The sequence below is a fragment of the Streptomyces sp. NPDC045021 genome, assembly GCF_056432645.1.
On sequence record NZ_JBWKIQ010000004.1, the window covers coordinates 462,712 to 485,940 of the forward strand.

At 68.4% G+C, this 23,229-nt stretch carries 23 protein-coding genes and 2 pseudogenes; 10 read left to right on the forward strand and 15 right to left on the reverse strand.

The annotated features are described in order from the left end of the window. Positions 1–247: 247 nt before the first annotated feature. From AC07DC_RS16335 to AC07DC_RS16345, 3 genes are all read right to left on the reverse strand, one after another. On the reverse strand, positions 248–523 hold the full coding sequence (locus tag AC07DC_RS16335) for a hypothetical protein (protein WP_478915053.1): 276 nt from the start codon (positions 521–523) through the stop codon (positions 248–250). A gap of 250 nt (positions 524–773) precedes the next feature. Then, the gene (locus tag AC07DC_RS16340; protein ID WP_478915054.1) at positions 774–1,091 is read right to left on the reverse strand and encodes a hypothetical protein; all 318 of its coding nucleotides are present in this window, start codon (positions 1,089–1,091) and stop codon (positions 774–776) included. Between the two features lie 108 nt (positions 1,092–1,199). Then, positions 1,200–1,820, reverse strand: a complete 621-nt coding sequence (locus AC07DC_RS16345; protein WP_478915055.1) for a DUF7691 family protein — start codon at positions 1,818–1,820, stop codon at positions 1,200–1,202. A gap of 675 nt (positions 1,821–2,495) precedes the next feature. On the opposite strand from AC07DC_RS16345, the gene AC07DC_RS16350 reads away from it, so the two are divergent. Next, complete coding sequence (locus tag AC07DC_RS16350) at positions 2,496–3,074, forward strand: dihydrofolate reductase family protein (RefSeq protein WP_478915056.1); 579 nt, start codon at positions 2,496–2,498, stop codon at positions 3,072–3,074. A 182-nt stretch (positions 3,075–3,256) separates the two neighbouring features. Here AC07DC_RS16350 and AC07DC_RS16355 read toward each other — a convergent pair whose 3' ends face one another. From AC07DC_RS16355 to AC07DC_RS16370, 4 genes are all read right to left on the reverse strand, one after another. Further along, positions 3,257–3,865 (reverse strand): hypothetical protein, encoded by a 609-nt coding sequence (locus tag AC07DC_RS16355; RefSeq protein ID WP_478915057.1) that lies wholly within the window; start codon positions 3,863–3,865, stop codon positions 3,257–3,259. Positions 3,866–4,013: 148 nt separating this feature from the next. Beyond that, positions 4,014–4,841: an alpha/beta fold hydrolase gene (locus AC07DC_RS16360; RefSeq protein ID WP_478915058.1), complete on the reverse strand. Its 828-nt coding sequence runs from the start codon at positions 4,839–4,841 to the stop codon at positions 4,014–4,016. Between the two features lie 32 nt (positions 4,842–4,873). After that, positions 4,874–5,497, reverse strand: a complete 624-nt coding sequence (locus tag AC07DC_RS16365; protein WP_478915059.1) for a TetR/AcrR family transcriptional regulator — start codon at positions 5,495–5,497, stop codon at positions 4,874–4,876. A gap of 172 nt (positions 5,498–5,669) precedes the next feature. Further along, the gene (locus AC07DC_RS16370) at positions 5,670–6,161 is read right to left on the reverse strand and encodes a DinB family protein (RefSeq protein WP_478915149.1); all 492 of its coding nucleotides are present in this window, start codon (positions 6,159–6,161) and stop codon (positions 5,670–5,672) included. 127 nt (positions 6,162–6,288) lie between these two features. Here AC07DC_RS16370 and AC07DC_RS16375 point away from each other — a divergent pair, with 127 nt between their 5' ends. Next, positions 6,289–6,882, forward strand: coding sequence for a helix-turn-helix domain-containing protein (locus tag AC07DC_RS16375; protein WP_478915060.1), 594 nt, complete (start codon positions 6,289–6,291; stop codon positions 6,880–6,882). A 120-nt stretch (positions 6,883–7,002) separates the two neighbouring features. Here the strand turns inward: AC07DC_RS16375 and AC07DC_RS16380 are convergent, their stop codons facing one another. Then, the gene (locus tag AC07DC_RS16380; RefSeq protein ID WP_478915061.1) at positions 7,003–7,458 is read right to left on the reverse strand and encodes a GNAT family N-acetyltransferase; all 456 of its coding nucleotides are present in this window, start codon (positions 7,456–7,458) and stop codon (positions 7,003–7,005) included. Between the two features lie 65 nt (positions 7,459–7,523). Between AC07DC_RS16380 and AC07DC_RS16385 the strand changes: the two genes are divergently transcribed. Beyond that, entirely contained in the window at positions 7,524–8,105 is a 582-nt protein-coding gene (locus AC07DC_RS16385) for a helix-turn-helix domain-containing protein (RefSeq protein ID WP_478915150.1), read from the forward strand. On the opposite strand, the gene AC07DC_RS16390 is transcribed toward AC07DC_RS16385, so the two are convergent. Further along, a complete protein-coding gene (locus tag AC07DC_RS16390) occupies positions 8,011–9,042 on the reverse strand; it encodes an AraC-like ligand-binding domain-containing protein (RefSeq protein WP_478915062.1) in 1,032 nt (343 codons plus the stop codon). The genes AC07DC_RS16385 and AC07DC_RS16390 overlap by 95 nt on opposite strands. Before the next feature lie 72 nt (positions 9,043–9,114). Here AC07DC_RS16390 and AC07DC_RS16395 point away from each other — a divergent pair, with 72 nt between their 5' ends. Then, a complete protein-coding gene (locus AC07DC_RS16395) occupies positions 9,115–9,609 on the forward strand; it encodes a CPCC family cysteine-rich protein (RefSeq protein WP_478915063.1) in 495 nt (164 codons plus the stop codon). Positions 9,610–9,736: 127 nt separating this feature from the next. Here the strand turns inward: AC07DC_RS16395 and AC07DC_RS16400 are convergent, their stop codons facing one another. The 4 genes from AC07DC_RS16400 to AC07DC_RS16415 all read right to left on the reverse strand — a co-directional run bounded on the left by AC07DC_RS16400 (position 9,737) and on the right by AC07DC_RS16415 (position 14,272). Beyond that, positions 9,737–10,498, reverse strand: a complete 762-nt coding sequence (locus tag AC07DC_RS16400) for a class I SAM-dependent methyltransferase (protein WP_478915064.1) — start codon at positions 10,496–10,498, stop codon at positions 9,737–9,739. Between the two features lie 210 nt (positions 10,499–10,708). Continuing rightward, positions 10,709–10,996, reverse strand: a complete 288-nt coding sequence (locus tag AC07DC_RS16405) for a hypothetical protein (protein ID WP_478915065.1) — start codon at positions 10,994–10,996, stop codon at positions 10,709–10,711. Positions 10,997–11,093: 97 nt separating this feature from the next. Next, complete coding sequence (locus AC07DC_RS16410) at positions 11,094–13,115, reverse strand: hypothetical protein (protein ID WP_478915066.1); 2,022 nt, start codon at positions 13,113–13,115, stop codon at positions 11,094–11,096. A gap of 371 nt (positions 13,116–13,486) precedes the next feature. Then, positions 13,487–14,272 carry a TioE family transcriptional regulator gene (locus AC07DC_RS16415; protein ID WP_478915067.1) on the reverse strand — a complete coding sequence of 262 codons (786 nt, stop codon included), beginning with the start codon at positions 14,270–14,272 and terminating at the stop codon, positions 13,487–13,489. A 58-nt stretch (positions 14,273–14,330) separates the two neighbouring features. Here AC07DC_RS16415 and AC07DC_RS16420 point away from each other — a divergent pair, with 58 nt between their 5' ends. Continuing rightward, entirely contained in the window at positions 14,331–15,533 is a 1,203-nt protein-coding gene (locus AC07DC_RS16420; RefSeq protein ID WP_478915068.1) for an erythromycin esterase family protein, read from the forward strand. Positions 15,534–15,683: 150 nt separating this feature from the next. On the opposite strand, the gene AC07DC_RS16425 is transcribed toward AC07DC_RS16420, so the two are convergent. Next, positions 15,684–16,769 carry a DUF5937 family protein gene (locus AC07DC_RS16425; RefSeq protein WP_478915069.1) on the reverse strand — a complete coding sequence of 362 codons (1,086 nt, stop codon included), beginning with the start codon at positions 16,767–16,769 and terminating at the stop codon, positions 15,684–15,686. 99 nt (positions 16,770–16,868) lie between these two features. Here AC07DC_RS16425 and AC07DC_RS16430 point away from each other — a divergent pair, with 99 nt between their 5' ends. From AC07DC_RS16430 to AC07DC_RS16440, 3 genes and pseudogenes are all read left to right on the forward strand, one after another. Then, positions 16,869–18,083: an MFS transporter gene (locus AC07DC_RS16430; RefSeq protein ID WP_478915070.1), complete on the forward strand. Its 1,215-nt coding sequence runs from the start codon at positions 16,869–16,871 to the stop codon at positions 18,081–18,083. Between the two features lie 155 nt (positions 18,084–18,238). Then, positions 18,239–18,847 carry a nucleotidyltransferase domain-containing protein gene (locus tag AC07DC_RS16435; RefSeq protein WP_478915071.1) on the forward strand — a complete coding sequence of 203 codons (609 nt, stop codon included), beginning with the start codon at positions 18,239–18,241 and terminating at the stop codon, positions 18,845–18,847. 526 nt (positions 18,848–19,373) lie between these two features. Beyond that, positions 19,374–19,627, forward strand: a pseudogene (locus tag AC07DC_RS16440) (VOC family protein); the annotation flags it as partial. Positions 19,628–19,906: 279 nt separating this feature from the next. Here AC07DC_RS16440 and AC07DC_RS16445 read toward each other — a convergent pair. Beyond that, a pseudogene (locus AC07DC_RS16445) lies at positions 19,907–20,776 on the reverse strand (LysR family transcriptional regulator); the annotation flags it as partial. A gap of 142 nt (positions 20,777–20,918) precedes the next feature. On the opposite strand from AC07DC_RS16445, the gene AC07DC_RS16450 reads away from it, so the two are divergent. After that, positions 20,919–22,130: an RNA-guided endonuclease InsQ/TnpB family protein gene (locus tag AC07DC_RS16450; RefSeq protein ID WP_478915072.1), complete on the forward strand. Its 1,212-nt coding sequence runs from the start codon at positions 20,919–20,921 to the stop codon at positions 22,128–22,130. Positions 22,131–22,236: 106 nt separating this feature from the next. Next, the gene (locus AC07DC_RS16455) at positions 22,237–23,151 is read left to right on the forward strand and encodes a cyclase family protein (protein WP_478915073.1); all 915 of its coding nucleotides are present in this window, start codon (positions 22,237–22,239) and stop codon (positions 23,149–23,151) included. Positions 23,152–23,229: the final 78 nt, after the last annotated feature.

Here is a 23,229-nt window from a genome sequence, read left to right on the forward strand (position 1 = left end):
TCGCTCGCGTGTCCGTTGATTCATGCGGGCCGGGCCATGTCCACCATGAAGTCGTCTTCACAGCCTCTCGGTTGCACTCTTGCCGGCGAGAGGAATCCGCGCTGATGTCCGGATCCATCGCCTGATCTCTGATGGTCCCCGCAACACCCAATGATCAATGGCGGCTTCATCTGCCCGGATGCCACGTGGCCTGGTAGTCGACCCCGTCGATCAGGTAGCGGGGACCGTCGACGAACCGCCATGAGGTTCACCCAAGAGCCCGGTACTCAGCAGACGGTTGAGCGAGCTCAGGATGCTCCATCCAGTACCGGGCTCCGTGAATCGTGAGCATCGCCCAGTGCCATGCCTCGTCATGAAAGGCAAGTCCGCGGTACGGAGCATCGATCGGCTCGTAGGGGTAGTGCTCCAAGGCCGCTGCCGAGGCTTCCGGCATTGTCAGATTGCCGTGTCGCTGCATCACCCACGCGTAGCAACGCCGCTCCTCCTGCAGACACTCGAGGTACTCCGCCTCGCTCCACGTCATAGAGCGACCCTAGGGGTTGCCATAAGAAGCGACTTCCTGGTCGGGCAGGCGGCCGGGAAGCGTACGGCCCGTTGCGCGGGCGCGGGCTCGGGTGGCCTTCTGTCGTAGGTGGAGGGCATGGTCGTCCTGGGTGGGGCCGCCAGAGAACAAGGAGTCACTGTTCCAGCAGCTTCCGGTCCCGTTAGGGGGAGAGGCCACGTCAGTGTCTGCTCGCCGACATCAGCGCTCGCGAGCGCTGAGCCCTGAATGGTCACCCCCACTCCGTCGCCACGGGCGACGGCCCTCCCGAGCCGGCGAAGAGCCACCTGCGCTGGTGTCCGCGGGCCCCGTCGCCCGCCGGATCGGAACGGACACACTCGCCGCGATGACCGTGCGCCTGTCCCGCGCAGCGGTCGTGCTCGGGGTCCTGGCCGTGCCGGCCGTGCTCACCGACCTCGCCCACGACGCATCCAAAGCGGACGGCGGCCAAGCACTCCACGGCCGCGTTGGACCACCTGCCCAAGCTCCCCGCCAAGGAGGTCAGTGCGTCCACCTGGGTGTGGGGCACCACCGAAACCATCGCTGTCATCGCCGTGATGGTCGCCGGCTACTGGATCTCGGGAAATCTCGCCCGCCGCCGCACCGCCGCCGCAGCCGTCCAGGCAAGCATCCCGGGCGACCTCATCGAGGCGTGCGGTCAGGAGCGGAAGCCGATCAGGCCGAACCCGGGCCGCGCCGCCGCGTTCCGCATCCAGTCGAGGCACTGCATGACGGCTTCCACGACGTCGGGGTCCAGCGGCGGGGCGTGTCCTGACTCGTCGGCCGCCCGCTTGGTGGCCTCGAACTGCTCCAGCGCCTGCGCGATGCGATCGGGTGTCCACTCGCCGCAGCCGGGGATGTGCGTGGAGGGCAGGGAAGCGGGCAGATCGCTGTAGCCAAAGGCGTCCACGGACACGGCGGTGATGCCCAGGGCCTCCAGGCCCTGGTCGACCACCGACAGCCAAGCGCCCCGGTGCGGGGTGAAACAGGAGTTGTCCAGGAAGGATCCGGTGAGCGAGCACAGCCGCTTGTAGGCGTAGCCGTATTGGAAGGCGTGGCTCTTGTCGTCGCTGAAGGGCCCGCCGTGCACGACCGCGCGCTGTGCCTCGTAGGCCGTGGGGGCGCCTCGCTCGATCTCGTGGCTGAAGTAGTCGTCGTCGCCGGCCAGGTCGTCCGCGAACCTGTTGCGGATGACCTCGAGCAACTGGTCGTCGCGAGATCCGACCAGGGCGCGGGTAGCGGCCACGTCGAGCAGATAGACGCTGAGGGAAGAACTCATAGGGCAAATCTAGCCGCGGCCACTGACAAGCTTTGAGGGAGCCTCTGTTCAAGGCGGCGCGGTTTCGCGGCCATCACGGGCGCGGGCCGCCGCACTGCTCCATTGCCTTGACGCCGCTCACTCGGATGGGCGCCTGTCGCCGTGTCCCGACCGGAGGGAGCGGCGACGCGCGCCTAGGGTCGCTTCCACGCAGCAGCACATCAGGCAGATAGCGCCCACACTGTCCGCCCTCTGTCATCGGACGTGATCCGGTGGGTTCACCAGACCCAAGGACGTGATGGTGTGACACACAGGCCCGACTTTTTGATGATCGTCACAGACGAGGAACGCTTCAACGTCCCCCGGCCTGACGGCTTTCTCATGGCACCTGTCGAATGCCTAGGTCACGTCGGAGCGCCCCCGGGTCGACGTCTGACGCGCTGGAGCCGTACGGGTCCTCCGAGTTCAACGGCCGGGGGACATCGAGGCGGCACCTGGGCTGGGCTCAACGTGGACCCTGCGCTCGCCGGTCCCTGAGGCCTCATCCCGGGCGGGCGGACTCCAGCGGTCCAGGGTCCCAGGACCCAGGACCCAGGACCCAGGACCCAGGGGCCCACGGGACCAACGGCGATGAGTTTCGCCGTGATTTCCAGTCTGTACTTTCACACCCGATCAACGGTCCTCGAGGAGAGCAGCATGACCGTCACCTACACCTTCGACGTCTTTTCCAGCCTTGACGGCTACGGCGCCGCCAGCGCCAACTGGACCGGCTACTGGGGCAAGCAGGGCCCCGAGTTGCTCGACCACCGCCTTGCCTTGTACGGCCCGGAGCAGCGGATGGTCTTCGGGGCCAACACCTATCGGGCATTCGCGCAGATGCTGGCCTCGAGTACCGAGGAGTCCGATGTGCGTGACCCATGGGTCACTCGGATGAGGAACCTGCCGGCAACGGTGGTGTCGACGACTCTGGAAGGACCGCTCGACTGGCCGGATGCGACCGTCGTGAACGGTGACGCCGTCGACGTCGTCGCCCGGCTCAAGGAAGATTCCGAGGTGCCGTTGCGCTCGCACGGCAGCCTGTCGTTGAACCGGGCGCTGATGGCCGCCGGTCTGGTCGACCGCGTGCAGGTGACGCTCTTCCCCGTGATCACCGGTCAGACCGGACTGGACCCGATCTTCGCGGGTGCGGCCGACTTCGACCTGGAGCTGATCGAGAACCGGACGCTCGACGGCAACATCCAAGAGCTCATCTACCGGCCCACCCTGCATGTCTGAGTCCGGTCATGCACCCCCCACCCCCGTCAAGCAGCCGAACTGATCCTGCGTGCCCTGAACGCCTACCAGCAGGGCGTGGCCAAGGCTCAGCTGGTCCTGACCTGCCGCAGCGGCCCCTACACCGCCCTCCAAGCGGTGCACGAGTGGGCGCACGACGCCGCTGATGGCCAGAGAGACGGGCATCAGGCGGTGGTTGTCGGGGCGGGCGACGAAGCGCCGGACGGAGGTATCAGGCAGGGGGTGTTGACGACGATGGACACTCCCTCTCCGGGCTTCGCGCTCTCCAGGAGAACGGTGTAGTGGTCGACCGCGCGGTCGCCCAGATGGTCGGCCCTGAAGGAGGCGGTGGGAACGGCGGACGGAGCCCCAGCCGAGGACTCCTCGTATCCGCTGATCCTGAGCCCCTCGCCCCCGAGCGCGTCCCTAACCTTGCGGACGACCTCGATGCGCTGGTCGTCCGGGACGTCAAGGTAGATGGCGGAGCTCAGCGTGTAGGGGGCCTCCGGCGCCGCCACGCCCATACCCTGGCACGCGAAGTAGCCATAGGTCGGCACGCCCGTGTTGCCCTGGCCCCCGGCCGTCTGCCGCACGTGGCCGAGCACCTGGTCCGCCCAGCTCAACGCCTCCTGCCTGGACTTGACGGCCGGCGGCTTGCGCGCCCCGTCCTTCCCCCCGCCGTTCGAGCCGACCGTGCACGCCCCGAGCACCAGTCCCCCCAGCGCCACCACCGCTGACGCGAACGCCAGCCGGGAGGCCGTCGCGAGCGGTGCGGCCATCGATCTTTCGAGCACGGTCGATACTCCCGATTGGAACGTGTGTACGTTTTGCCGGTCGGATGTTACGCGCAGCACAGGGTGGTGCGCATCTGAAAGGAAGGCTGACGGGCGGGAGCGGTCGTGTCGAAGGGGCTGGTCATGTCGCGGGGGTACCGGCCGAGTCTTACACCGACTCGATCTCTTCCAGGAACGGGATGATCGCATCGATGAAGTGCTCGTTGCGATCGCCGGCCACCATGTGCCCCGCGCCGGTCACTTCGACGCGCCGCGCGTTGGGAACCCGGTCACAGAACTGCTCGGCGATGTCTTCGCGCACCACGTCGCTGATGCCGCCGCGGACGAGCAGGATCGGCACGTCGGCGTGGCGCGCGGCGTCGAGGAGACGCTCCGCCATGCCGGGCGGGTCCATCCGGCCCTCGAAGCTGTCCAGCATCCGGGTGTCCCAGTGCCAGACCCAGCGATCGCCGTGGCGCCGCAGGTTGTTCCGTATCCCTTCGGAGTCCTCCGGGCGTGGGCGATGCGGCAGGTGGGCGGAGACCGCCGCGGCCGCTTCCCCGACGTCGGCGAATCCGTCCGGCCGGCGGCGCATGAACTCGACGATCCGGCGAAACCCGCGGGGATCCGGTCGATGGGCGACGTCGACAAGCACCAGAGCGCGAATCGCCGCTCTGGGTGCCTCTCCGGCGGCGAGCAGCGAACCCAGGCCTCCGAGCGAGGCGCCAATGAGTATCGGCCGGCCGCCGAGTTCGGCGACGAGCGCCCGGACGTCGTCAGCGAACAGGTCGAGGTCGTAGTCGCCATCGGCCGACCATTCGCTGGTGCCGTGCCCACGCAGGTCGGGGGCGATGACCTGCCACCCCAGGGTGGCCAGTCGAGGGCCGGTCCGATCCCAGGCGTGTCGCGTCTGGCCGCCGCCGTGCAGCAGGACAAGAGGTGGCGAGGACGCCTCGCCCCACACATCCGCCGTGAGCAGGATCCCGCCGCTGCCCACGAAGCTACGGGGCCGTGGCAGTGCGCCGGCCGTCATACCGCGCCTCGGGTTCGCAGCGGCGCCAGCAGCTGGTCGCGGTAGGGGTCCGCAGCGGCCGCGGCGAGCGCGACGTCCAGCGCGAACAGGGCGCGCGCGAGGAACCGGTCGTCATCGATCAGGGCGGCGACCCACTGATGCAGCGCCCCCACGCACGCGGTGGCGACAACGGCCGCCAACGCGTCAGTGTCGATGTCGGCGCGCAGGAGGCCTTGTGTCCGGGCCTCCGCCATCGCCTGGCGGAGCTGGGTGAGCGGACTGCGGTCGAGCACCAGGCCGCTCTCCTCCCAATCGCGCACCATGCGACGCGATACGGCCGGGTCGTCCACGAACAGCTGGACGGTCGACTTGACGACCTCCCGCGGGCCACCGGCTTCGAGCGCCGCCAGGCGGCGCTCGAGTTCGTCCATGAACCCGGCGGCGAGCGCCTCCCAGATCTTCTCGCGTGGTCCGATCAGGTTGTACACGGTGGCCGGGGCGACCTCCGCGCGCTCGGCGATCCGCTCGGTACTGATCACCGATTCCGGGCTGTCCCGCAGGAGTTCGCGCGTCGCGTCGAGGATCCGCAACCGTCGCCGGGCCTTGTGCTGCTCACGCAGCCCCCTTTCGACCGTCCGCATACGCGCACACCCCTTCGCCAAAACTTAGAGAGCAATCTAAATTTAGAGCTGCCTATGGATGTGGTCAAGCAGGGCTCACCTGCCCGCGGCGGATCCCTGGACAGGTCATGCAGACTTCAACCGGTGCGGTAGGCGCTGTGCAGCGCCGCTGCCGCCGGTGATGGCGCATGGCTCAGCGCCCGGTGGTGCCGTCGATGAGTTCGCGGAGGATGTCTGCGTGACCTGCGTGGCGACCGGTCTCCTCGATCATGTGGGTGAGCGCCCAGCGAACGCTCGGCGACGGTCCTGAACGTTCCGGCCGGGGGAGCGGTGCGCCGAGATCGGTGCATTCGTCGAGAACCCTGTTCGCGCGGTCGACGGTTGCCCGGTAGCGCGCGACGACATCGGCGACGCTGTCCTGAGAGGCAGCCTGGAACGTCGCTTGCCAGTCAGCGACCTTTCCGCCGAGAAACGTCACGCTCTCGACAGCGATCAGATGGCTGAGCAGGCCAAGCAGGCTCGTGCCCGAGGGCACTGCCGGTGTCCGGACCTGCGGTTCTGCGGCCCCCTCGACTTTCGTGGCGATCGAGGCACGCAGGTAGTCCAGGAATCCACGCAGGACGTCAGCTTCGCTGTTCGCGGTGCGGGGTGGAGGGGTGTCACGGCGGCGGGTGGCGGTGGGCACGGCGTTCGCCTTGGGTACTGCGTCGGAGCGCTCCATTGGGTTCCTTACCTTCGGGTTCCGGGTGGCCAGTCTCAGTCGGCGTGTCACCAAGTGGCGTCCTTCCTTGCCGTTTCGGCAAGCTGGTCGCATGGACCCTGCAATGGAAGATGTGCTGGAAGCGGTCGGACCGCGGCTGCGTGCGCTTCGGCTCAACCGCGACATCACCCTCGCCGATCTGTCCGCGACCACCGGAGTGTCCGAAAGCACTCTGTCCCGCCTGGAGAGCGGCCGGCGCCGGGCGACCCTTGAACTGTTGCTCCATCTGTCCCAGGCCTATGACGTCCCGCTGGACGATCTCGTGGGCGCACCGCGCGCCGGCGACCCCCGCATCCACCTGAAGCCGATCCGGCGGTTCGGGATGACGTTCGTACCCTTGTCCCGGCGGCCGGGCGGAACACAAGCCTTCAAGAAGTTCATTCCGGCGCGGCCGGAGCCCCTCGAGCCGACATTGCAGACTCACGAGGGCTTCGAGTGGCTGTACGTACTCAGTGGCACGCTGCGACTGGTGGTTGGAGAGCGTGATCTGACGGTGAAAGCGGACAACGCAGCCGAGTTCGATACCTCTGCGCCGCATTGGCTTGGAAGCGCAGACGGCGGAGCGGTGGAACTTCTCGTCCTGTTCGACATGCAGGGGACGCGCGCCCACGTGCCTGCCGACCGCACACCTCGGGCGAAGACGTAGCCCACATGGACGGGGCCGATCCGTGGCGGCTGCATCAGGTGCGACGGTGCCCGCAGCCGGCTTTCTCCGCTGTGAGCACCGAGATCCCAGTGAGGGGCTGGCCTTGTGGATCAAGATTGTTCATAGTGTCCTCGTCATGAACGCACTGCTTGGGTCGGGCTTGTAGTCCGCGAACGGTTCGCAATAGTCGAACCCGAACTTCTCGTACAACTTCCTGGCAGGGAGGAAGAATTCGGCCGCGCCGGTCTCCAGGCTCAGCCGAGTGAACCCCGCGTGTCGAGCCTCGGTGATGATGTGCGCCAACAGCAGGGAGGCGATCCCGCTCCGCTTACGTGCCGGCCTGGTACGCATCGCCTTCAACTCCGCGTGGCCCGTGTCGAGCCTCTTGATCGCGCCGCAGCCCACCAGGGAGTCACCGTCCAGGACTGACCAGAAGGTGATCTCGGGCTTGCGAAGCCCGTCGAGATCAAGGGCGTGCTTGCTCTCCAGCGGTGTAATGGACCGCATCTGTTGGACGTGCTCATCGAGGAACTGGGCGATCTCCGGGCCGGACAGGTCGTCTGCCACGATCTTCACTTTGCTCTCCCAGTCTTCGGGACCCCCGGCGCAGCAGGTACCTGTCGCGTTCCCTGGGCTGCGTGATGTCGGGGCTGATCTTCCGGTCGTTCGACAAGTCTCCCATCTGCGAATACGGCACCGGCCTGGACCACGCATGTCCCTGCCGGAACGGCGCGTCCGGACGAGCGGTCACGGCAGGGGCGGCACTTGGCCTGGAGCGCTACCAAGGGACGGACTCGCCATGGCGATCCAGGAACTGCAGGCCGGGGGCGCCGGTCCTGTGCTTCGAGGACGTCGACGACGGCCGGGATGCTCTCCTGGGCGGTGAGTGGCGCGTCGGGTCCGCCGAGCTGAGTCTGATTGTGGCCGGGGTCGATGAGCAGCTTGCCGCAGACGATCTGCTCGTCGAACACGGCTTCAGGGCTCTCACCGTGGAGGCGATCGCGCGCCGTGCCGGCGTCGGTCCTGCTCGCGATGCTGGGGCTGTTGCAGAACCGATGACGGTCTGCGCAGGCGCCGGAATTCGGACGCCGACGGCCAGCAGGAGTCCGGCTTGTCTGCGGCCTCGGGTCAGGTTCCACCGCTGCCGACGGCCGGATCCTGTCGGTCCGCGCGGAGCGCGGCGTTGGCGCGCAGCGTGGTGTTGCGATGCTCTCCGGGCGTGAGGCCGTACGCCGTACGGAATGCGCGGCTGAACCCCGCCGCGTCGGCCATGCCCCACCTCGCCGCGACGGCGCTCACCGGCAGGGAATGGAGGGCGGGTGCGGCAAGGTCGGCGTAGCACCGTTCGAGCCGTCGGCGCCGGATACTGGCGGACACCGTCTCCGGGCGACTGCGGAAGAGGTGGTGCAGGAGCCGCACGGAGATGTTGTGGCGCGCGGCGACGGCGCCCGGACTGAGCTGTGGGTCGGCGAGATTGTCGTCGATGAAGGTGTCGATGGCGGCCAGCAGGAGCTGATGCCGTGTCTCCGCGGGGAGTTGCTCCTGTGTGCCGATCCGCTCGGCCAGGAAGCCCGCCGCCAGGTCGATGCCAACCGCACCGAGCCGTTTGCTGCTCGATTCGTCCAGGACGGACGCCTCCTGGATGACGGATTGGAGGTACTGGGCGAGCACCCGGCCCATCCCTGACGCTGCGGGCATCCTGCGCGCGAACAGCTCCCCGATCCTCCTCTGGGGGAGGGGGACGAGTGCTTGGGGCAGATGCAGGATGACGGCACGAGACATACCGCTCTCAGGGCTCCCCATGGCATGGCCGCTGTAGGGGCGGGAGGAGGTCCACATTGCGAAGTCGCCCGCAGACAGGTGCGTTTCGCCACGATCCTGGGTGACGCGCATCGCACCTTCCAGGATCAGGGTGAGCTCGAGAGTCTCCGGGTCGGAGCGCCGGACGAGTTGCGCGGGGCGTTCCGACTTCAGCGGGGAGAACGTCATGGTGGTCACCTGGGCAGTGCCGAGTGTCAGGAAGCCCGCGTGGCCGGCGAAGTCCGGACCGCAGTCGCTGCTGATCCGGGTCGGTGCCACGCCTCGTCCCACGACCTCACGCCACCATTCGAATCTGTGCTCCGGTGGCAGACCGGCCGTGTCAATCTCCGCGTAGGCCATTGTCCTCCTCGTCCCGGTGATCGTCCCTCCCGCATCAGCTTGCGACCACGCGGGAGTGGCACCACGGGCGCGGTGGCGCTTCTGGCCGAACTCGCTCCCTTTTTCGGCCGGATGGGGCTCACAAAGCCACCCGCAGCCGCGCACACCGGGAACGTGGAGATCGCGGACAACGAGCTGATTGCGGCCATCGCGCAGATCGCGGCCAGGGGCCAGGGCCCTTCGTCTGGATCATTCAAGGGCGGCATGATGTCAGCCATGGCTTCTGAGGAACTGCAGACCAGCCCGTCGGATGACGCCCCGAGGGATCGCATGGCGTGCCCCCGCTGCTTCCAGCGGACATTGGAGGAACGGGCCAACTTCGAGATCTGCCCGGAGTGCGGCTGGGAGGACGACGGACAGGATGACGCGGACGCACAGATCGTCCGGGGCGGGCCCAATGGCCGGCTGAGCCTGACTCAAGCCCGGTTGGAATACCGGGAGGTAGCGGCCGAGGAGGACGATGAGTCCATGACGCGCAGCGGTGAGGGGCTGTGGTTCTCGGAAGCGCGACGTCGGTCCCAGACCTGACCCGCGCCATCCGCTGCCCAACGGCGCGAACGAGCCCGCGTCCGCAGCGAGAAGGGCGTCCGCTTCGGCGGCCGCCCCCTCACAGGGGCGGCCTGACTGTCCTTCAAATCCCAGGACACTGAGCAGGTCACGGACGAGTGGCCACCAGCAGATCAACCACGTAGGTCTCTTCCACCGCCTCGTCGGGGAAGAGCTCGCGCAGTCGCCCGCGCTCCTCGCGGAGAAAGGCACGCTTGTCGTCCTCGGCAAGGACAAGGAACGCCGAGCGGCTGCTGATGTTGGCCAGGTGCGTGTCGAGGGAGACCATACGGCTCCACCGCACCTGGCGGCGGGCGACCTGGAGCCCCGACAGGCCCGCGAGCCGGATGGCGTCGCTGTCGTCGGGACGCGCCCGAGAAGTCGGCTTCACTGCGCAGTGGCGCGCGATCCGCTGGTGCTGCTCTCGGACCCAGGGCACGTCGAAGGCGGTGGTGTTCCACCAGATCGCGAGCGCACCGCCCGGAAGCAGGACCCGCAGTGCTTCCGGGACCGAACGGGTGGTGTCGGTCCACTGCCAGGACTGTGCGTAGGTGATGAGATCACGGGAGGAGTCCGCGAGGGGAAGGGCGTTGCCGTCACCTCTGACGACCGGTACATCCGGGAGCATGGTGTGGAACCGGGCGGCCATGGCGCCGCCCGGCTCAACGCCGATCACGTCTGCCCCGCGCTCACGGAGCAGAACGGTGGCGATTCCGGTGCCCGCGCCGACATCGGCGACGCGGGTTCCCGCCAGGGGACGGCTCGTGAAGTGTTCGATGAAGTCAAAGAGCGCGGGCGGATACGAAGGCCGGCCGGCCGCGTACTGGTCAGCGGCCGCGTTGAACGAATGGGCGCGTGAGCTGGCGGTCATCCCCACATCATCGTCCCGTTGCCCCGTTGCCCCGTTGCCCCGTTGCCCTGTTGACCCGCTGACCGCCCACCCCCGGTGATCGTTTCCGGTCACCGCACCCGCTGATGGCTGTGGGTACGAGCCATCAGGTGGTGTCATTCCACCCACCCCGGACCGCCCGTGTGGTGGGGGTCGCTGTAACCCGTGGTGGTGCCTGTCCGCCCGGTGGCGTCAGTTGTGCCCACCGTGGGGTGAGGACAGCTGGGCCTGCCTCTTCTCGGCCTCGGTGACGAGGCGGTTCTCCTCCGGGGGGTATGAGTCGAAGAGCCTGCCCAGCGCACCCATCCGGGCCTGGAAATCGGCTCCCCAGGCAACCGCTGCCTGCCCCACCCAGGTATCGCAGCCCAGCAGATCAGTGACCTGCTTGATCGCGGCGCGGACGCGGGTGACCGACGCTTCGATCTTCTCCATATCCTGCCGGCACAGGGTGCCGAGGTTGTCCTCGTCCAGTACACCCATAGTGCTTTCCTTTCGTTCGGGGTCGTCGAATCGACACTGCCGGGCACGGGCACGCGGGCGATATGGGGATCGCGCAGGGGCGGAGTTTTTCGGCGGTTCAGCGCTTGATGGGCAGGGTTCCCACGCCGAACGACTTGATCATTTCCAGGTCGATCGCGTCCAGTGTCCTGTCGATCTCCGTCGTGTTGTGCAGCCACCACTTGTTGAACGCCGAGATGTCGTCTTGGGTTTTCAGGGTGATGGGTTCGCGCGCCCACTCGGGATGCTCGGCCGGGGGCGGGATCCGTCCGGAGCTGGCGAGGCCGTGCATGACCGCGAGGCGCATCGAGACGGCGTTGTCGTAGAATGTCGACTTGGCATCCTCGTCGACCTTGGAAGCGTTGTCCGTCGAGAAGTTGTCGGAAGCGCTGGCGAACGGCAGTCCACCCCAGATCGTTGCCTTGGCGTAATTGATCAAGGTGTCGGCATGGGGGATGCTGGCAACGAATCCTCCGACGGCATTGAGCCATATCGCGGAATTCTTGTGCGCTGCGTCGAGCAACTCCGCGTCGTCAAGATCCCGGTTCTTGCCCGCCATCGACACAGTGCCGCGCAACACGGCAAGATCCTGAAGATAGGCCGTGGCGCCCGGCCGCTCCAACCCCTGCGCCGCAGTCTGGGCCATGTTGGCGTGGACGGCGTTGACGATGTACCCGGCGTCAGCCTTGTTCTGCATGATCTCGCTGAGGAAATCCTGGGTGGTCGCGCGGCCGACCATGAGGGTGAACGGCTCGGCCCCGTTGTTGGTGGTCGTCTCTGCCTTCTGTAGATCCGTGAGGCTGTGCGAATCAGTGAAATCGGGCACGTAGTTGGCGAACAGCAGGGCCAGGGACTGTGTGACCGGAGCCGGAGTCCCGACGTACTGTGCCTTCCGGAACGGGTCCAGTCCCTTTTCGATATGGTATTCATTCGCGCTTGCATTGATGATATTCGCGGCGGCATTCGCGGAGGCCTCGCCATGATTCTTTCGGTCCGATGTCGCGGCGGTAATGACTGCTGCAGGCCATTTTCCGTCATCGAATGCCAGCGGGCCGGGGGTATGCCATAGATAACTGATCAGGGCCTGTGCGTGGTCCGGGCCCTTCGGGCCGGTGAGCAGTTGACGGGACGCATCCGGATTCTCGCTGACACGCTGCATCAGGACGATGGAGGGATCATTGGCATCGATACCGCGCAGGTTGTCCGTACGGCCCGTCAGATCCGTTCCGCTGACGTGATCGGTGCGAAGACCGAGGGATTCGTACCACGCATGCGGGTCACCGGCGTACGAGCCGTCCCGGAGGTAGGCGGCCGGCTCGTAGTACTGGGGGCGCATCTGCCGTGTCGAGCGCCAGTCGAGCATGGCGCCACCGACGGCGGAGAGCACGTCCGCGTCCCATGCGGCGCCGGGCGGACCGTACTTGAAGAGCATGCCGACCGACCACATGTCGCCGTGGTCCGGGCTGGTCAGCTTGGCCAGACAGTTCTGCGGCAGCTGGATCCCGCCTTGCCGGGCGAGCGTGGTAGCTGCCTGCACGCCTTGGCCGAACTGGGCGAGAGCCGCCTCGGATTCCTTGTTCAGGACGACGCCGTCATGCGTGCCGTCCTGTTGGTGCAGGATCCCGGCCGCACGGGCTGCCTGGTCCATCCCGCCGGTGCCCATGAAGGCCTGGAGATAGGCGGGGTCGTCCTGGTGGTCGGCCAAGGACCGGGCGATGTCCAGGATGGTGGCGCGGGAGTCCGGCTTCTTCGGGTCGTCCATGGCTGCCTTGAGGTCCAGCGCTTCCTTCTGGGCCTCCTGGGATGTGTTGATCGCGGCGATGTCCCACGGGATGGTGGCCCAGTCCCCGTTGTTCGGGCCGGTGAGCCGCCTGCCGTGCAGGAGGTTGAGCGCGGCGTCGGCGCGGCGCGCCATGTTGCGGGCGTCGGCGCGTACCTGATTGGCCTGCTGTGCGAACAGCGATTGGTTCACGCCACCGTGCCAGATGCTGAATATCCGTGGGATGGTCGCTCCCTCGCGGTCGAGGGTGTCCGCCAGATCCTTCAACCGGTCGGCCAGCAACCGCACCCGGTGCGGATCGACTCCCGCGAAATCACTCACGCCGCGTTCTCCGATTCTCAGCAGCCGGTCAGGACGGTCTGCCGGTGGTATGCCTGCCACCGGTACGCACGGGCGGAACGGCACGATGGGCCACGTTCACGGTCCGCTCACGTAACCGGCAGTCTGGCCCCCCGCGGTCGGCCCGGTCATTGGCACCCAGCGCAGGAAATCTTGCCGCTGCGTGCAAGGGCGCGGCTGCGCGGTCCGCGGTCCGGACTTTCAGGTGCGCTCGATCGGCCCGGCCGGCGAGGGTGTGGTCGTGCTCGCGTTGTCCGGCGAGCTCGATTGCGACGTGGAGCCGGTGCTGGACGACGTTGCGGGCCGCAGGTCCTCGATTGCGGGGGCGGCCGCGGCACCCCATGACTACTTCTTTATGGCCGCGTCCTCGCCGTCTTGACATTCTCGTAAGGGGCGAGTGCGCGGAGGTACGCCTCCAGCTCTGCGGCTCCGGTCAGCATCGCCCGCCCGCGGGCGGACAGCCGACCGTGCCAGTCGCACAGTGCGGCCTGCAGCGGCTCCAGCCCGCCGGCCGCCCGCACCTGGGCGATCAGCGGAGCGATCTGCTCCAGCAGATAGCCGCCCCGCCTGAGTTGGTGGGCCAGCCGGACGTCCCGTACGTCGGCCTTGTCGTAGACGCGGTACCCGGTCCGCGGGTCGCGGCGCGGGCGCACCAGCCCGGCGCGCTCCCATTTGCGCAGCGTCGCGGGCCGGATTCCGAGCTTCCCTGCCAGCGGCCCGATGAACGTGCCGCCAAGACCGGACATCGCGGCCGGCTCGGACCCCACATCCGGCTCGGGCGCCGTGGTGGGGTCCAGGTCGCGGAGGGCGCTCTCCACGGCCTGGAGGGTCCGCCGGTCGTCGAGGAGTTGGGCGTGGCTCTCGTCGATGAGGCGGAACGCCTCATCAACCGCGCCCTGGTTGACGGCCCGCATGATCGACGTCGCCGTCCGGTGGCCGTGACCGGGCACCAGGGCAAGAAACGCGCGCAGGGCGCCCGCGTGCAGTGGGGTATAGGTGCGGTAGCCGTGGGGTGTGCGACCGGCGGCCGGAAGGATGCCGGCCTCCTCGTAGTTCCTGACCGCCTGCGTGGACAGACCGTGCCCGCGCGCCAGATCAACCGGCCTGAGTCGCTCACCGCTTTGAAGGTTTCGCCCCATGAGCCTGACGATATCGCGTGAAAGTTTCAACCGAAAGTTCAACGATACCGTTGAAGGCATGGCGACTGACATCAAGGACACCGCCCACGCCGTCGAGGCTGCCGCCGTCATGAGGCTGCTCCCGGCCCGGCCCCGACTGCTCGCCCTGGGCGAGCCCACCCACGGCGAGGACACTCTGCTCGGCCCGCGCAACGAGCTCTTCCGGCAGCTCGTCGAGGAGGAGGGCTACCGGACGATCGCGATCGAGAGCGACTGCGTTATGGGCCTGGTCGTGGACGACCACATCACTTCGGGCACGCGCTCTCTCGACGAGGTCATGGAGCACGGATTCAGCCACGGCTGGGGCACCTCCGCGGCCAACCGCGAGCTCGTGCGCTGGATGCGCGCCTACAACGACGGCCGGCCCGCATCCGATCGGCTGCGCTTCGCCGGTTTCGACGGCCCGCTGGAGATCACCGGCGCCGCGAGCCCCCGACAGGCCATCACCGCACTCCACGGCTACCTCTCGACCCGGGTGGACGCGAACCTGCTCCCCTGCACCCGGGAAACGCTCGACAGCCTGCTCGGCGCGGACGACCGGTGGACCAATCCCGCCGCGATGATGGACCCGGCCCAGTCCGTGGGGCAGTCGGCCGAGGCCGGCCACCTGCGGCTGCTCGCCGACGAACTGGTGGCGCTGCTCGACGCGCAGACGCCGCACCTGCTCGCGGCGACCTCGCCGGACGACTGGGACCGGGCGCGCCTGTACGGGCGCACCGCGACCGGCCTGCTGCGCTACCACCACGCGATGGCCGACACCTCACCGGCCCGCATGACGCGGCTGTGCGCGCTACGGGATCTGATGATGGCCCACAACCTCCTTGCCGTCGCCGCTCGCGGCCCGGCACTCGTCCACGCGCACAACTCCCATCTCCAGCGGGAGAAGAGCACGATGCAGATGTGGGAGGGGCCGGTGGAGTGGTGGAGCGCCGGTGCGCTCGTGAGCGCCCAGCTCGGCGAGGGGTACGCCTTCGTGGCCACGGCCCTCGGCACGATCCGCCACCACGGAGTGGACACGCCGCCGCCGGACACCGTCGAAGGACTCCTGTACGCGCTCCCGGAGGACCGCTGCCTCATCGACGCCCCGCGGCTGGCCACCGCCCTCGGCGACACGCGGCCCGCGCCCCGCGAATCCCCCTGGTTCGGCTACTCCCCGCTTGACCCGGTCCACCTGGCGGACAGTAACGGCATCGTGTTCGTCAAGGACGTCTCGCAGAGCTAGTGCCACCATCAGCAGCCCGGCCCGTCCGGCCTGTCGAGGCGCCTCGGATGCGCGGGAGGCGTTCCGGCCGTCAACGGCGAACGCGACATGTCCGCGCGGCACACCACCGTTCACCTCGGGATGTCCGGACGGCGTTTTCACGTCCCGGGGTCAGCGCAGTACGGCCGCCAGCAGGTCGGCGCCCAGCGCTGTCAGGTCGGGCAGATTGAGGGTGTAACGGACGTAACGACCGTCGCGGCGGGCCGTGAGCAGGCCCGCGCGGCGCAGGACAGCGAGGTGGCGGGAAACCTCCGGGGGCGTGAGTTCCCAGGCGTGGGCCAGTTCACGGGTGGTGTGCGGGCCGCGGGCCAGGGTGCGCAGCAGCCGCAGGCGTACCGGATGTGCGAGTGCCTCCAGCCGTCGTGTGACCGTTTCCAGCGAGACCGGCTCTGATGGGCTCGGCTCGGCCACGGGGTACTGCACCACCGGCTGCCACCCGGGCGCGTGGACCGCCACCAGGTGCGGGCGGCCGAAGACAGTGGGGATGAAGGTGACTCCGGCGCCGTGGGCGGCGGTCGCCTTGTCCTGCAGTTTGTCCACGATGATGCAGCCGCCGTCCGGTGCCAGGGTGACCGCGCCGGAGACGGATGCGAGTGCCGCCCCGATGCCCTGGCGTTTCAGCAGGTCGTTCTTCAGACGCAGGTCGGTGGCGAGCTGTACGGCGACGTTCGTCCAGGCGGCGTCGAAGAAGGCCTCGGCGCACTGTTCGAGGGTGTGGCGCAGCCGCGCCCGCACAGCGGTCGGGTCCGCGAGCAGCCGTTCCGCGAAGGCCTCTTGCAGTGTGCCGCGGGCCTGCGCCAGGTCCAGGGCCCGCTCGCGCGCGGTCGCGTCGGTGAGCGGCGACGGCGCGGCGAAGTGGACCCGGTTGCTGCCGCATGTGGTGACGAGCGCGGCGGTCACATACGTTTCGTCGTCGATCCGGTCCACGTCGTCCAACTCCTCGGCGAGGGTCGGTCGAGGTCGGGCGGGGACCAGGAAGTCGGCTTGTGAGGAACGCCAGAGGAACTCCGCCTCCCGCAACCGCTCGGCCAGCTCCGGCCGCAGCCCGGCCCAGACATTCGCGGCCCAGCCGGCGAGTTGTGGGTGATGCCCGGGTTCGGCCAGCACGTGCAGCATCGCGGTCAGCTCGGCCAGCGGGGAGGCGGCGAACCGCAGTCGTTCGGAGGGCAGGCCGCTGATGTCGATCCTCAAGGTCACGCCCTCATCATCACTGACCGGATGGCCGGCGACGGCGTCGATTGACGGTGTCCGTCAACCGACGTGGCCGGCCCGGCGGCCGAACGCACCGTTGCCGCTATGGCAACCACCACCAAGATCCAGCCCCGCGCCCTCGTCCGTGCCTCCGGAGGCCCCCGCTATGCCGTCGCCCTGGCCGTGGACGCGCTCGGCACCGGCCTGCTGCGGCCCTTTCTGCTGCTCTACGGGGTGACGGTGCTGCGGCTGTCCGCGCCGGACACCGGCATAGCCATGACGGTCGGCGTCGTCATGGGTCTGGTGTGCATGCCGGCGGTGGGCCGATGGCTGGACCGGGGCGCACGCAGCACGGTTGTGGCGGCGTCGATGCTGGTGCGGGTGCTGGGTGTGGCGCTGCTGCTGGCCACTCCGGCGGGGCACGTCTGGCTGTTCGCGACGGCGGCGCTGTTCCTCGGCATCGGCAACCAGGCCTGGCCGGCCGCCCACGCGGCTCTCGTGGCCACGGTCGCCCACGGTCGGGAACGCGACACCGCTCTCGCGGCAGGCCGCGCCCTGCGCAACGCCGGCCTGGGCGTGGGCGCGCTCCTCGCCACCGCATGCCTGGCGGGCGGCACCACCGCATTGCAAGTGCTGGCAGCCGTCACCGGGCTCGCCTATCTCACTGCCGCGGCCCTGGCGTGGTCGGTCCACCTCCATGCGCATCCGGCCGCAACACCCGTCAAGGACAGCGACGACGTGCCCGCACCCCGGATGCGCGCGCTGCTGGCCGCCAACGTGATCTACGCCTTCTGCCTCAACATCCCCGAAATCGCGCTCCCTCTGGTCCTGGTGACACAGTTGCACGCATCCCCGGTGTGGTCGGCAGCCATCTTCGTGGCCAACACGGTGCTGGTGGTCTCCCTGCAGATTCCGCTCACCGTCCTGATGTCCCGCTTCTCCCGACGGACCGTGCTCGCTCTCGCCGGCGTGGTACTCACCGCGTCCTACCTCGGCTTCCTCGCGGCCACCTCACTGGGACACGGGTGGGGTGCCCCGGCCGTCGCCACGGTGTCCGTGGTCTGCACGGTCGGCGAGATCATCTATGCCGGCAGCGCCACCGCGCTCGTCACCGTCCTCGCCCCGGCCCATGCCCTGGGACGCGCCCTGGCCCGCTTCGGGCTCTCAACGGGCCTCGGCCTCGCCGTCTCCCCGGCCGTCATCACCGCTCTGGCACCCCACGGTTCGGCCGCCCTGTGGGGCAGCCTCGCCGCTGCGACGCTCCTCTCCGCCGGCGCCGTTGCCACCGAGAAGGATCGAGGAGCGCTGCTCAGCGGTTGATGCCGCCGGGCGCGAACAGGCTCGTGAGCTCGGCAAGCGCCCCCGGCGACGGCTGGGAGCGGTGGCGGACGATCGCAGGCCTCGTGTGTCGGCGAGCACCTGACACCTTCAGGCCATCAGCACATCGAGGTGGTTTACGGAACAGGATGGACGACATGACCTACGAGCACACCCCCTTGAACAGATGGGATCCCGCGTCCCTTGCCGAAGTCGCTGACCGGTTCTGCGACCTGAAGACTCCCTGGTGGGTGGCGGGTGGCTTCGCCATTGAACTCGCGGTGGGCCACCGCATCCGAGAGCACGGCGACATTGACGTCCTGCTACTGCGGCGCGATCAGATCGCCGTGCAACAGGCTCTGCCGGGCTGGAGGTTGTGGGCCGTCGATCCTCCGGGGAGGCTGCGCCCGTGGGCATCCGGCGAGGCTCTTCCTGAGAGCGTTCATGACATCTGGTGCCAGCCAGGGCCAGACGAACCCTGGCGCATCCAGATCATGCTCGACGAAGCCCATGACCAGGAGTGGGTATCACGCCGTGATCCGCGAGTACGCCGTCCGATCGACACGCTCGGCCTGATCTCTGCCGACGGTATCCCCTACCTCGCACCGGAGGTGCAACTCTTCTACAAGGCCAAGGAGCCGCGGCCCAAGGACGAAACAGACCTCGACGCTGTCCTGCCCACGCTCACTGACACCCAGCGACACTGGCTCGCTCACGCCATCACCCAGGCTTACGGACCGCATCCGTGGGCCGACCGGCTCCAGTGATGATCCCAACATTGGCGACTCGCCCGGGATCCCTGGTGGTCCCAATTCGCCGGCGTCTACTCCGAGGGACCAAAGCACTTCCACAGTTGACGCTTCCGACGGATCGAGCACCTGCCATGCGCGACCTGCTGTTGCCGCTGTTCCCGAAGCCGCGACCACTACGGTCAGGGCCCAGTCTGTGGGGTGGTGTCGGAGGGGTAGCGGCGACGATATCCCGGAGCAGGCACACGGATCCCGAGTGGTGACAGAGGTCGGATCCGCTGCCCTTCTCCGTGCTGACGACACGCCAGTCTCCCGTCGCGTGCGTTAGATGCACAATGATCGACTGCTGGGTCTGCGAGTTGATCGTCGTCACCAGAGCGGTGTTGTCGCTGGGCAGTTTCCACGAAGCGGCCTGCCATTTCTGCGCGGTGGCGAGCCGATCGGCCAGCGCGGGGTTGTTCGCGGCGAAGCGCCCGGTCATGAAGAACGTCGCCGGTACCCGCCGGGCCCACAGCGTCCTCAGGATCGCCTCGGCGCCGTCCGCCACAGCCGCATTGAGCTGGCGATGTTCCACACGCCGAAGGCGATCAGCGCCGAGCCGAAGGACGCGCCGGCGAACACGCTGGGCATTCGGCGCGTCATGTTCGCCGTCGACGACATCGAGGACGTCGTTGCCCGCTTACGCACCCACGCGCCGAACTCGTCGGCGAGCTGGCCCAGTACGAGGACAGCTATCGGCTCTGCTACGTGCGAGGCCCCGAGGGCATCATCGTCGGACCAGCCGAGCAGCTCAGCTGAAGGCTGCCGAAGGGACCGTGCACCGAAGCATCGTCCGGGCACCCGCGCCTGGACCTGCGCCGGCCGCGTACGTACCCGCGAGCTCCCCCACCGCCACCTCTGACGACCCTGTACCCCGTGCCACTCAAAGCTTCTCGACCCCCGCGTCCTGCTCGAAACTCTTGGCTTCCCTTTCGCCAGGGCTCCAGGGCCCACCTCTGGATCATCCGGACAGCGGTCCCCGGCGGGGGAGTCAGTCTCGGACACCGGGATCAGTCCGGCCTGAGCGGCGGAGTCTCTCAATGCCTGGACGACGGCGGAAACGAGGGGCTCGGGAGCCGAGCGGCGGAACAGCGCGGTGATCCTTCGGTGGCCGACGACCGGCACGGCGGGCACCGAAACGGGCGCCGGCGGTGTCCCGCCGAGTGCCAGAGTGGGCACGACGGCCGCTCCCGCACCCGCTGCCACCATGGCCAGGACGGTGGGGAACTCCCTGCAGGTGTGGTCGCGGCGGGCGGTGAAACCGTTGTCGGCGCAGATCCGCAGCAGTGCCCGGCCGCAAGCGGTGTCCTCAGGGCCGGCGACCCAGGGCCGGCCGGCCAGGTCCCGGATCGAGGCCGGCTGCGGCCAGCTTGTGGGCGTCACCACGCGGTACTCGTCGTCGGCCACGGGTGAGGAGGCCAGACCATGCCCGTCGGAGGATTCGCCACTGTCGCCGTCGTGCTCGGTGACGACCATGTCGCAACCGCCGGTGCGCAGTTCGCGGAGAGCCGCAGGGCCTTCCAGCTCGACCACTCGCGGCTCCAGGTCGGGATACGCCTCCACGATCGCGCGCAGCGCCGGCGCGACCAGGTGGCAGATCGCCGTGGAGAACGCGGCGATTGTGACCGGTCCGGCCACGCGGCCGCTGAGTTCCGTGAGCTCACGTCGCGCCTCGGCCAACTCCTGTTCGATGCGTTCCGCGCGCGCGGCGAGCACCCGTCCGGCGGGAGTGAGCCCGACTCTGCGTCGTGAGCGGTCCACGAGCGGCAGGCCCACCTCCCGCTCCAGCTGGACGAGCTGCTGAGAGACGGCGGACGGGGACAGATGCAGCAGTTGGGCCGCGTCCATGACGCCCCCGCGCAGAGCGACCGCACGCAGGACACGCAGCCGCCTGGGGTCGAGTTCCATCCCCTGATATTCGCAGGGAATCCCGGCGTTTACGCCAGGCGGGAATGCGATCCTCGGCCTGGAGGCGCGCAGCGCCGGAGTTCGCTGCGTTGTCAGTGGCGCCCGCTATGTTGATCGGGTTGACGAGAGGGGGGTGGGCTGGGTGATTCGTGCGTACAAGTTCCTCATGCGGCCCACCGTGCGCCAGGAGCAGGCGCTGGGCGAGATGTTGCGGGATCACTGCTCCCTCTACAACGGGGCGTTGCAGGAACGCCGTGACGCCTGGCGGCACGTTTCGAAGACGAGCGTCAAGTACGGGATGCAGTCCGCGCAGCTCAAGGACATCCGGGCGTTCGACCCGGAGCGGCAAGGGCGCTGGTCCTTCTCGTCGCAACAGGCGACCCTGCGCCGCCTCGACAAGGCGATGCAGGCGTTCTTCTGCCGCGTCAAGGCCGGGCAGACGCCCGGCTACCCGCGCTTTCGCGGGCAGAACTGGTTCGACACGGTGGAGTTCCCGAAGGACGGCGATGGCTGCCGGTGGGACTCGCTCCCTGGCCACGCCACCCGCGTCCGCTTCCAAGGCGTCGGACACGTCAAGGTCAACCAGCATCGCCCGGTGGTGGGCAAGGTAAAGACCGTCAGCGTCAAGCGCGAGGGCCGCAAGTGGTTCGTCGTGCTGACCACCGAGCAGGCGAAGCCCGAGCCGCTGCCCAAGACCGGATCGGTCATCGGCATCGATCTGGGCATAGCCAGCTTCCTCGCCGACTCCAACGGTCAGTTCGTACCCAACCCCCACTTCGGCCGTCGTCATGCCGACGCCCTCGCCGAGGCCCAGCGGGCACTCAAGGGATTGCCTCGCGTCCGCCGGGACAAGCGGACGAAGAAGCACCGCCGGGCCGTGGAGAAGGTCGCCGCCCTGCACGGCAAGGTCCGCCGTCAACGCCTGGACCACGCGCACAAGACCGCGCTCGACCTCATTCGGGAACACGACCTCATCGCGCACGAAGACCTCAAGATCCGCAACATGAGCAAGGCTCCCGCGCCGAAGCCCGACCCTGAACAGGCAGGCGTCTTCCTTCCCAACGGGGCAGCGGCGAAGGCCGAACTCAACCGCAGCATCCTCGATGCGGGTTGGGGGGTGTTCCTCGCGATCTTGACCAGCAAGGCTGAAAGCGCCGGCCGGACGATTATCGCCGTGGACCCCCGCAACACTTCCCGGACCTGTCCCTCATGCGGGCACGTCTCAGCGGAGAACCGCACCACTCAGGAGAAGTTCCACTGCCTCGCCTGCGGCCACAACGCGCACGCTGACACGGTGGGCGCTCTCAACGTTCTACGGGCCGGGCTGGTCCGCTGCGACGCCAACCCGGCGTAACAGGAAGCCCCGTCATTTATGGCGGGGAGGAGTCACAAGCAGAACTGTAGTGGTACTTCAGAAAATCGTGATTGAAATAAAGCAAGGCTTCACTGATCATCGGAGTATGGAAACCATTGAGCAATGGCGCGTGCAGTTCGACGCCGATGTCGTCTTCGCCAACGGCGGAGCCCTTCAGACCCAGGGGTTCCGACTGGACGTGCCGGGTCCGGACATCAGTGACCAGGAGGTCGGGGAGCTGCTCGTGCGCCACCTCGGCCTGCTCATGGTCGGCGAGGTACGGATCAGCGAGCGGCAGATGCTGCGCGAGCCCCACAAGGGATCTCGCGGCGCGGAAGGGAGCGCTTCCTCCGGGGGACGGACCGTGGACCTGAGCCATCCGATCCGTCAGGGCATGGTGACCCTTCCGGGGCTGCCGGGACCCGAGATCGGCGAGCACCTGTCCCGGGAGGCCTCCCGCGGCACCTATGCGCCGGGCACCGAGTTCTCCATCGGACACATCGCGATGGTGGCCAACACCGGTACGTACGTCGACGCCCCCTTCCATCGCTTTGATGACGGGGACGACCTCGCCGCGCTGCCGCTGGAACGGCTGACCGACCTCGACGGCATCGTGGTCCGGGTGACGGGCACCGAGGGGCCCGCGGTCGACCGGGCGCTCCTGCTGCCGCACGACGTGACCGGCAAGGCCGTGCTGATCCACACCGGCTGGGACCGGCATTGGGGCACCGAGCAGTACGGCATCGGTCACCCCTTCCTGACCGCCGAGGCGGCGGCTTGGCTCGCCGACCGGAGGCCGGCCCTCGTGGGGATCGACTCGCTCAACATCGACAGCACAAAGGACGGGACCCGGCCCGCCCACACCCTGCTGCTCGGCGCGGGCATCCCCGTGGTCGAGCACCTGCGGGGGCTGGAGCAGCTGCCGCCCCACGGGTTCCGCTTCAACGCCGCACCGCCGGCGGTCGAGGGCATGGGCACCTTCCCCGTCCGGGCCTACGCGCTCGTGGACCAGGACCGGTAGTCCGTTCCTTCTGATGAGGCCTGTCGCGAAAGTGGATCAAGGGGCTCGTCCCGACTCCGATACGGCTCGTGTGATGCT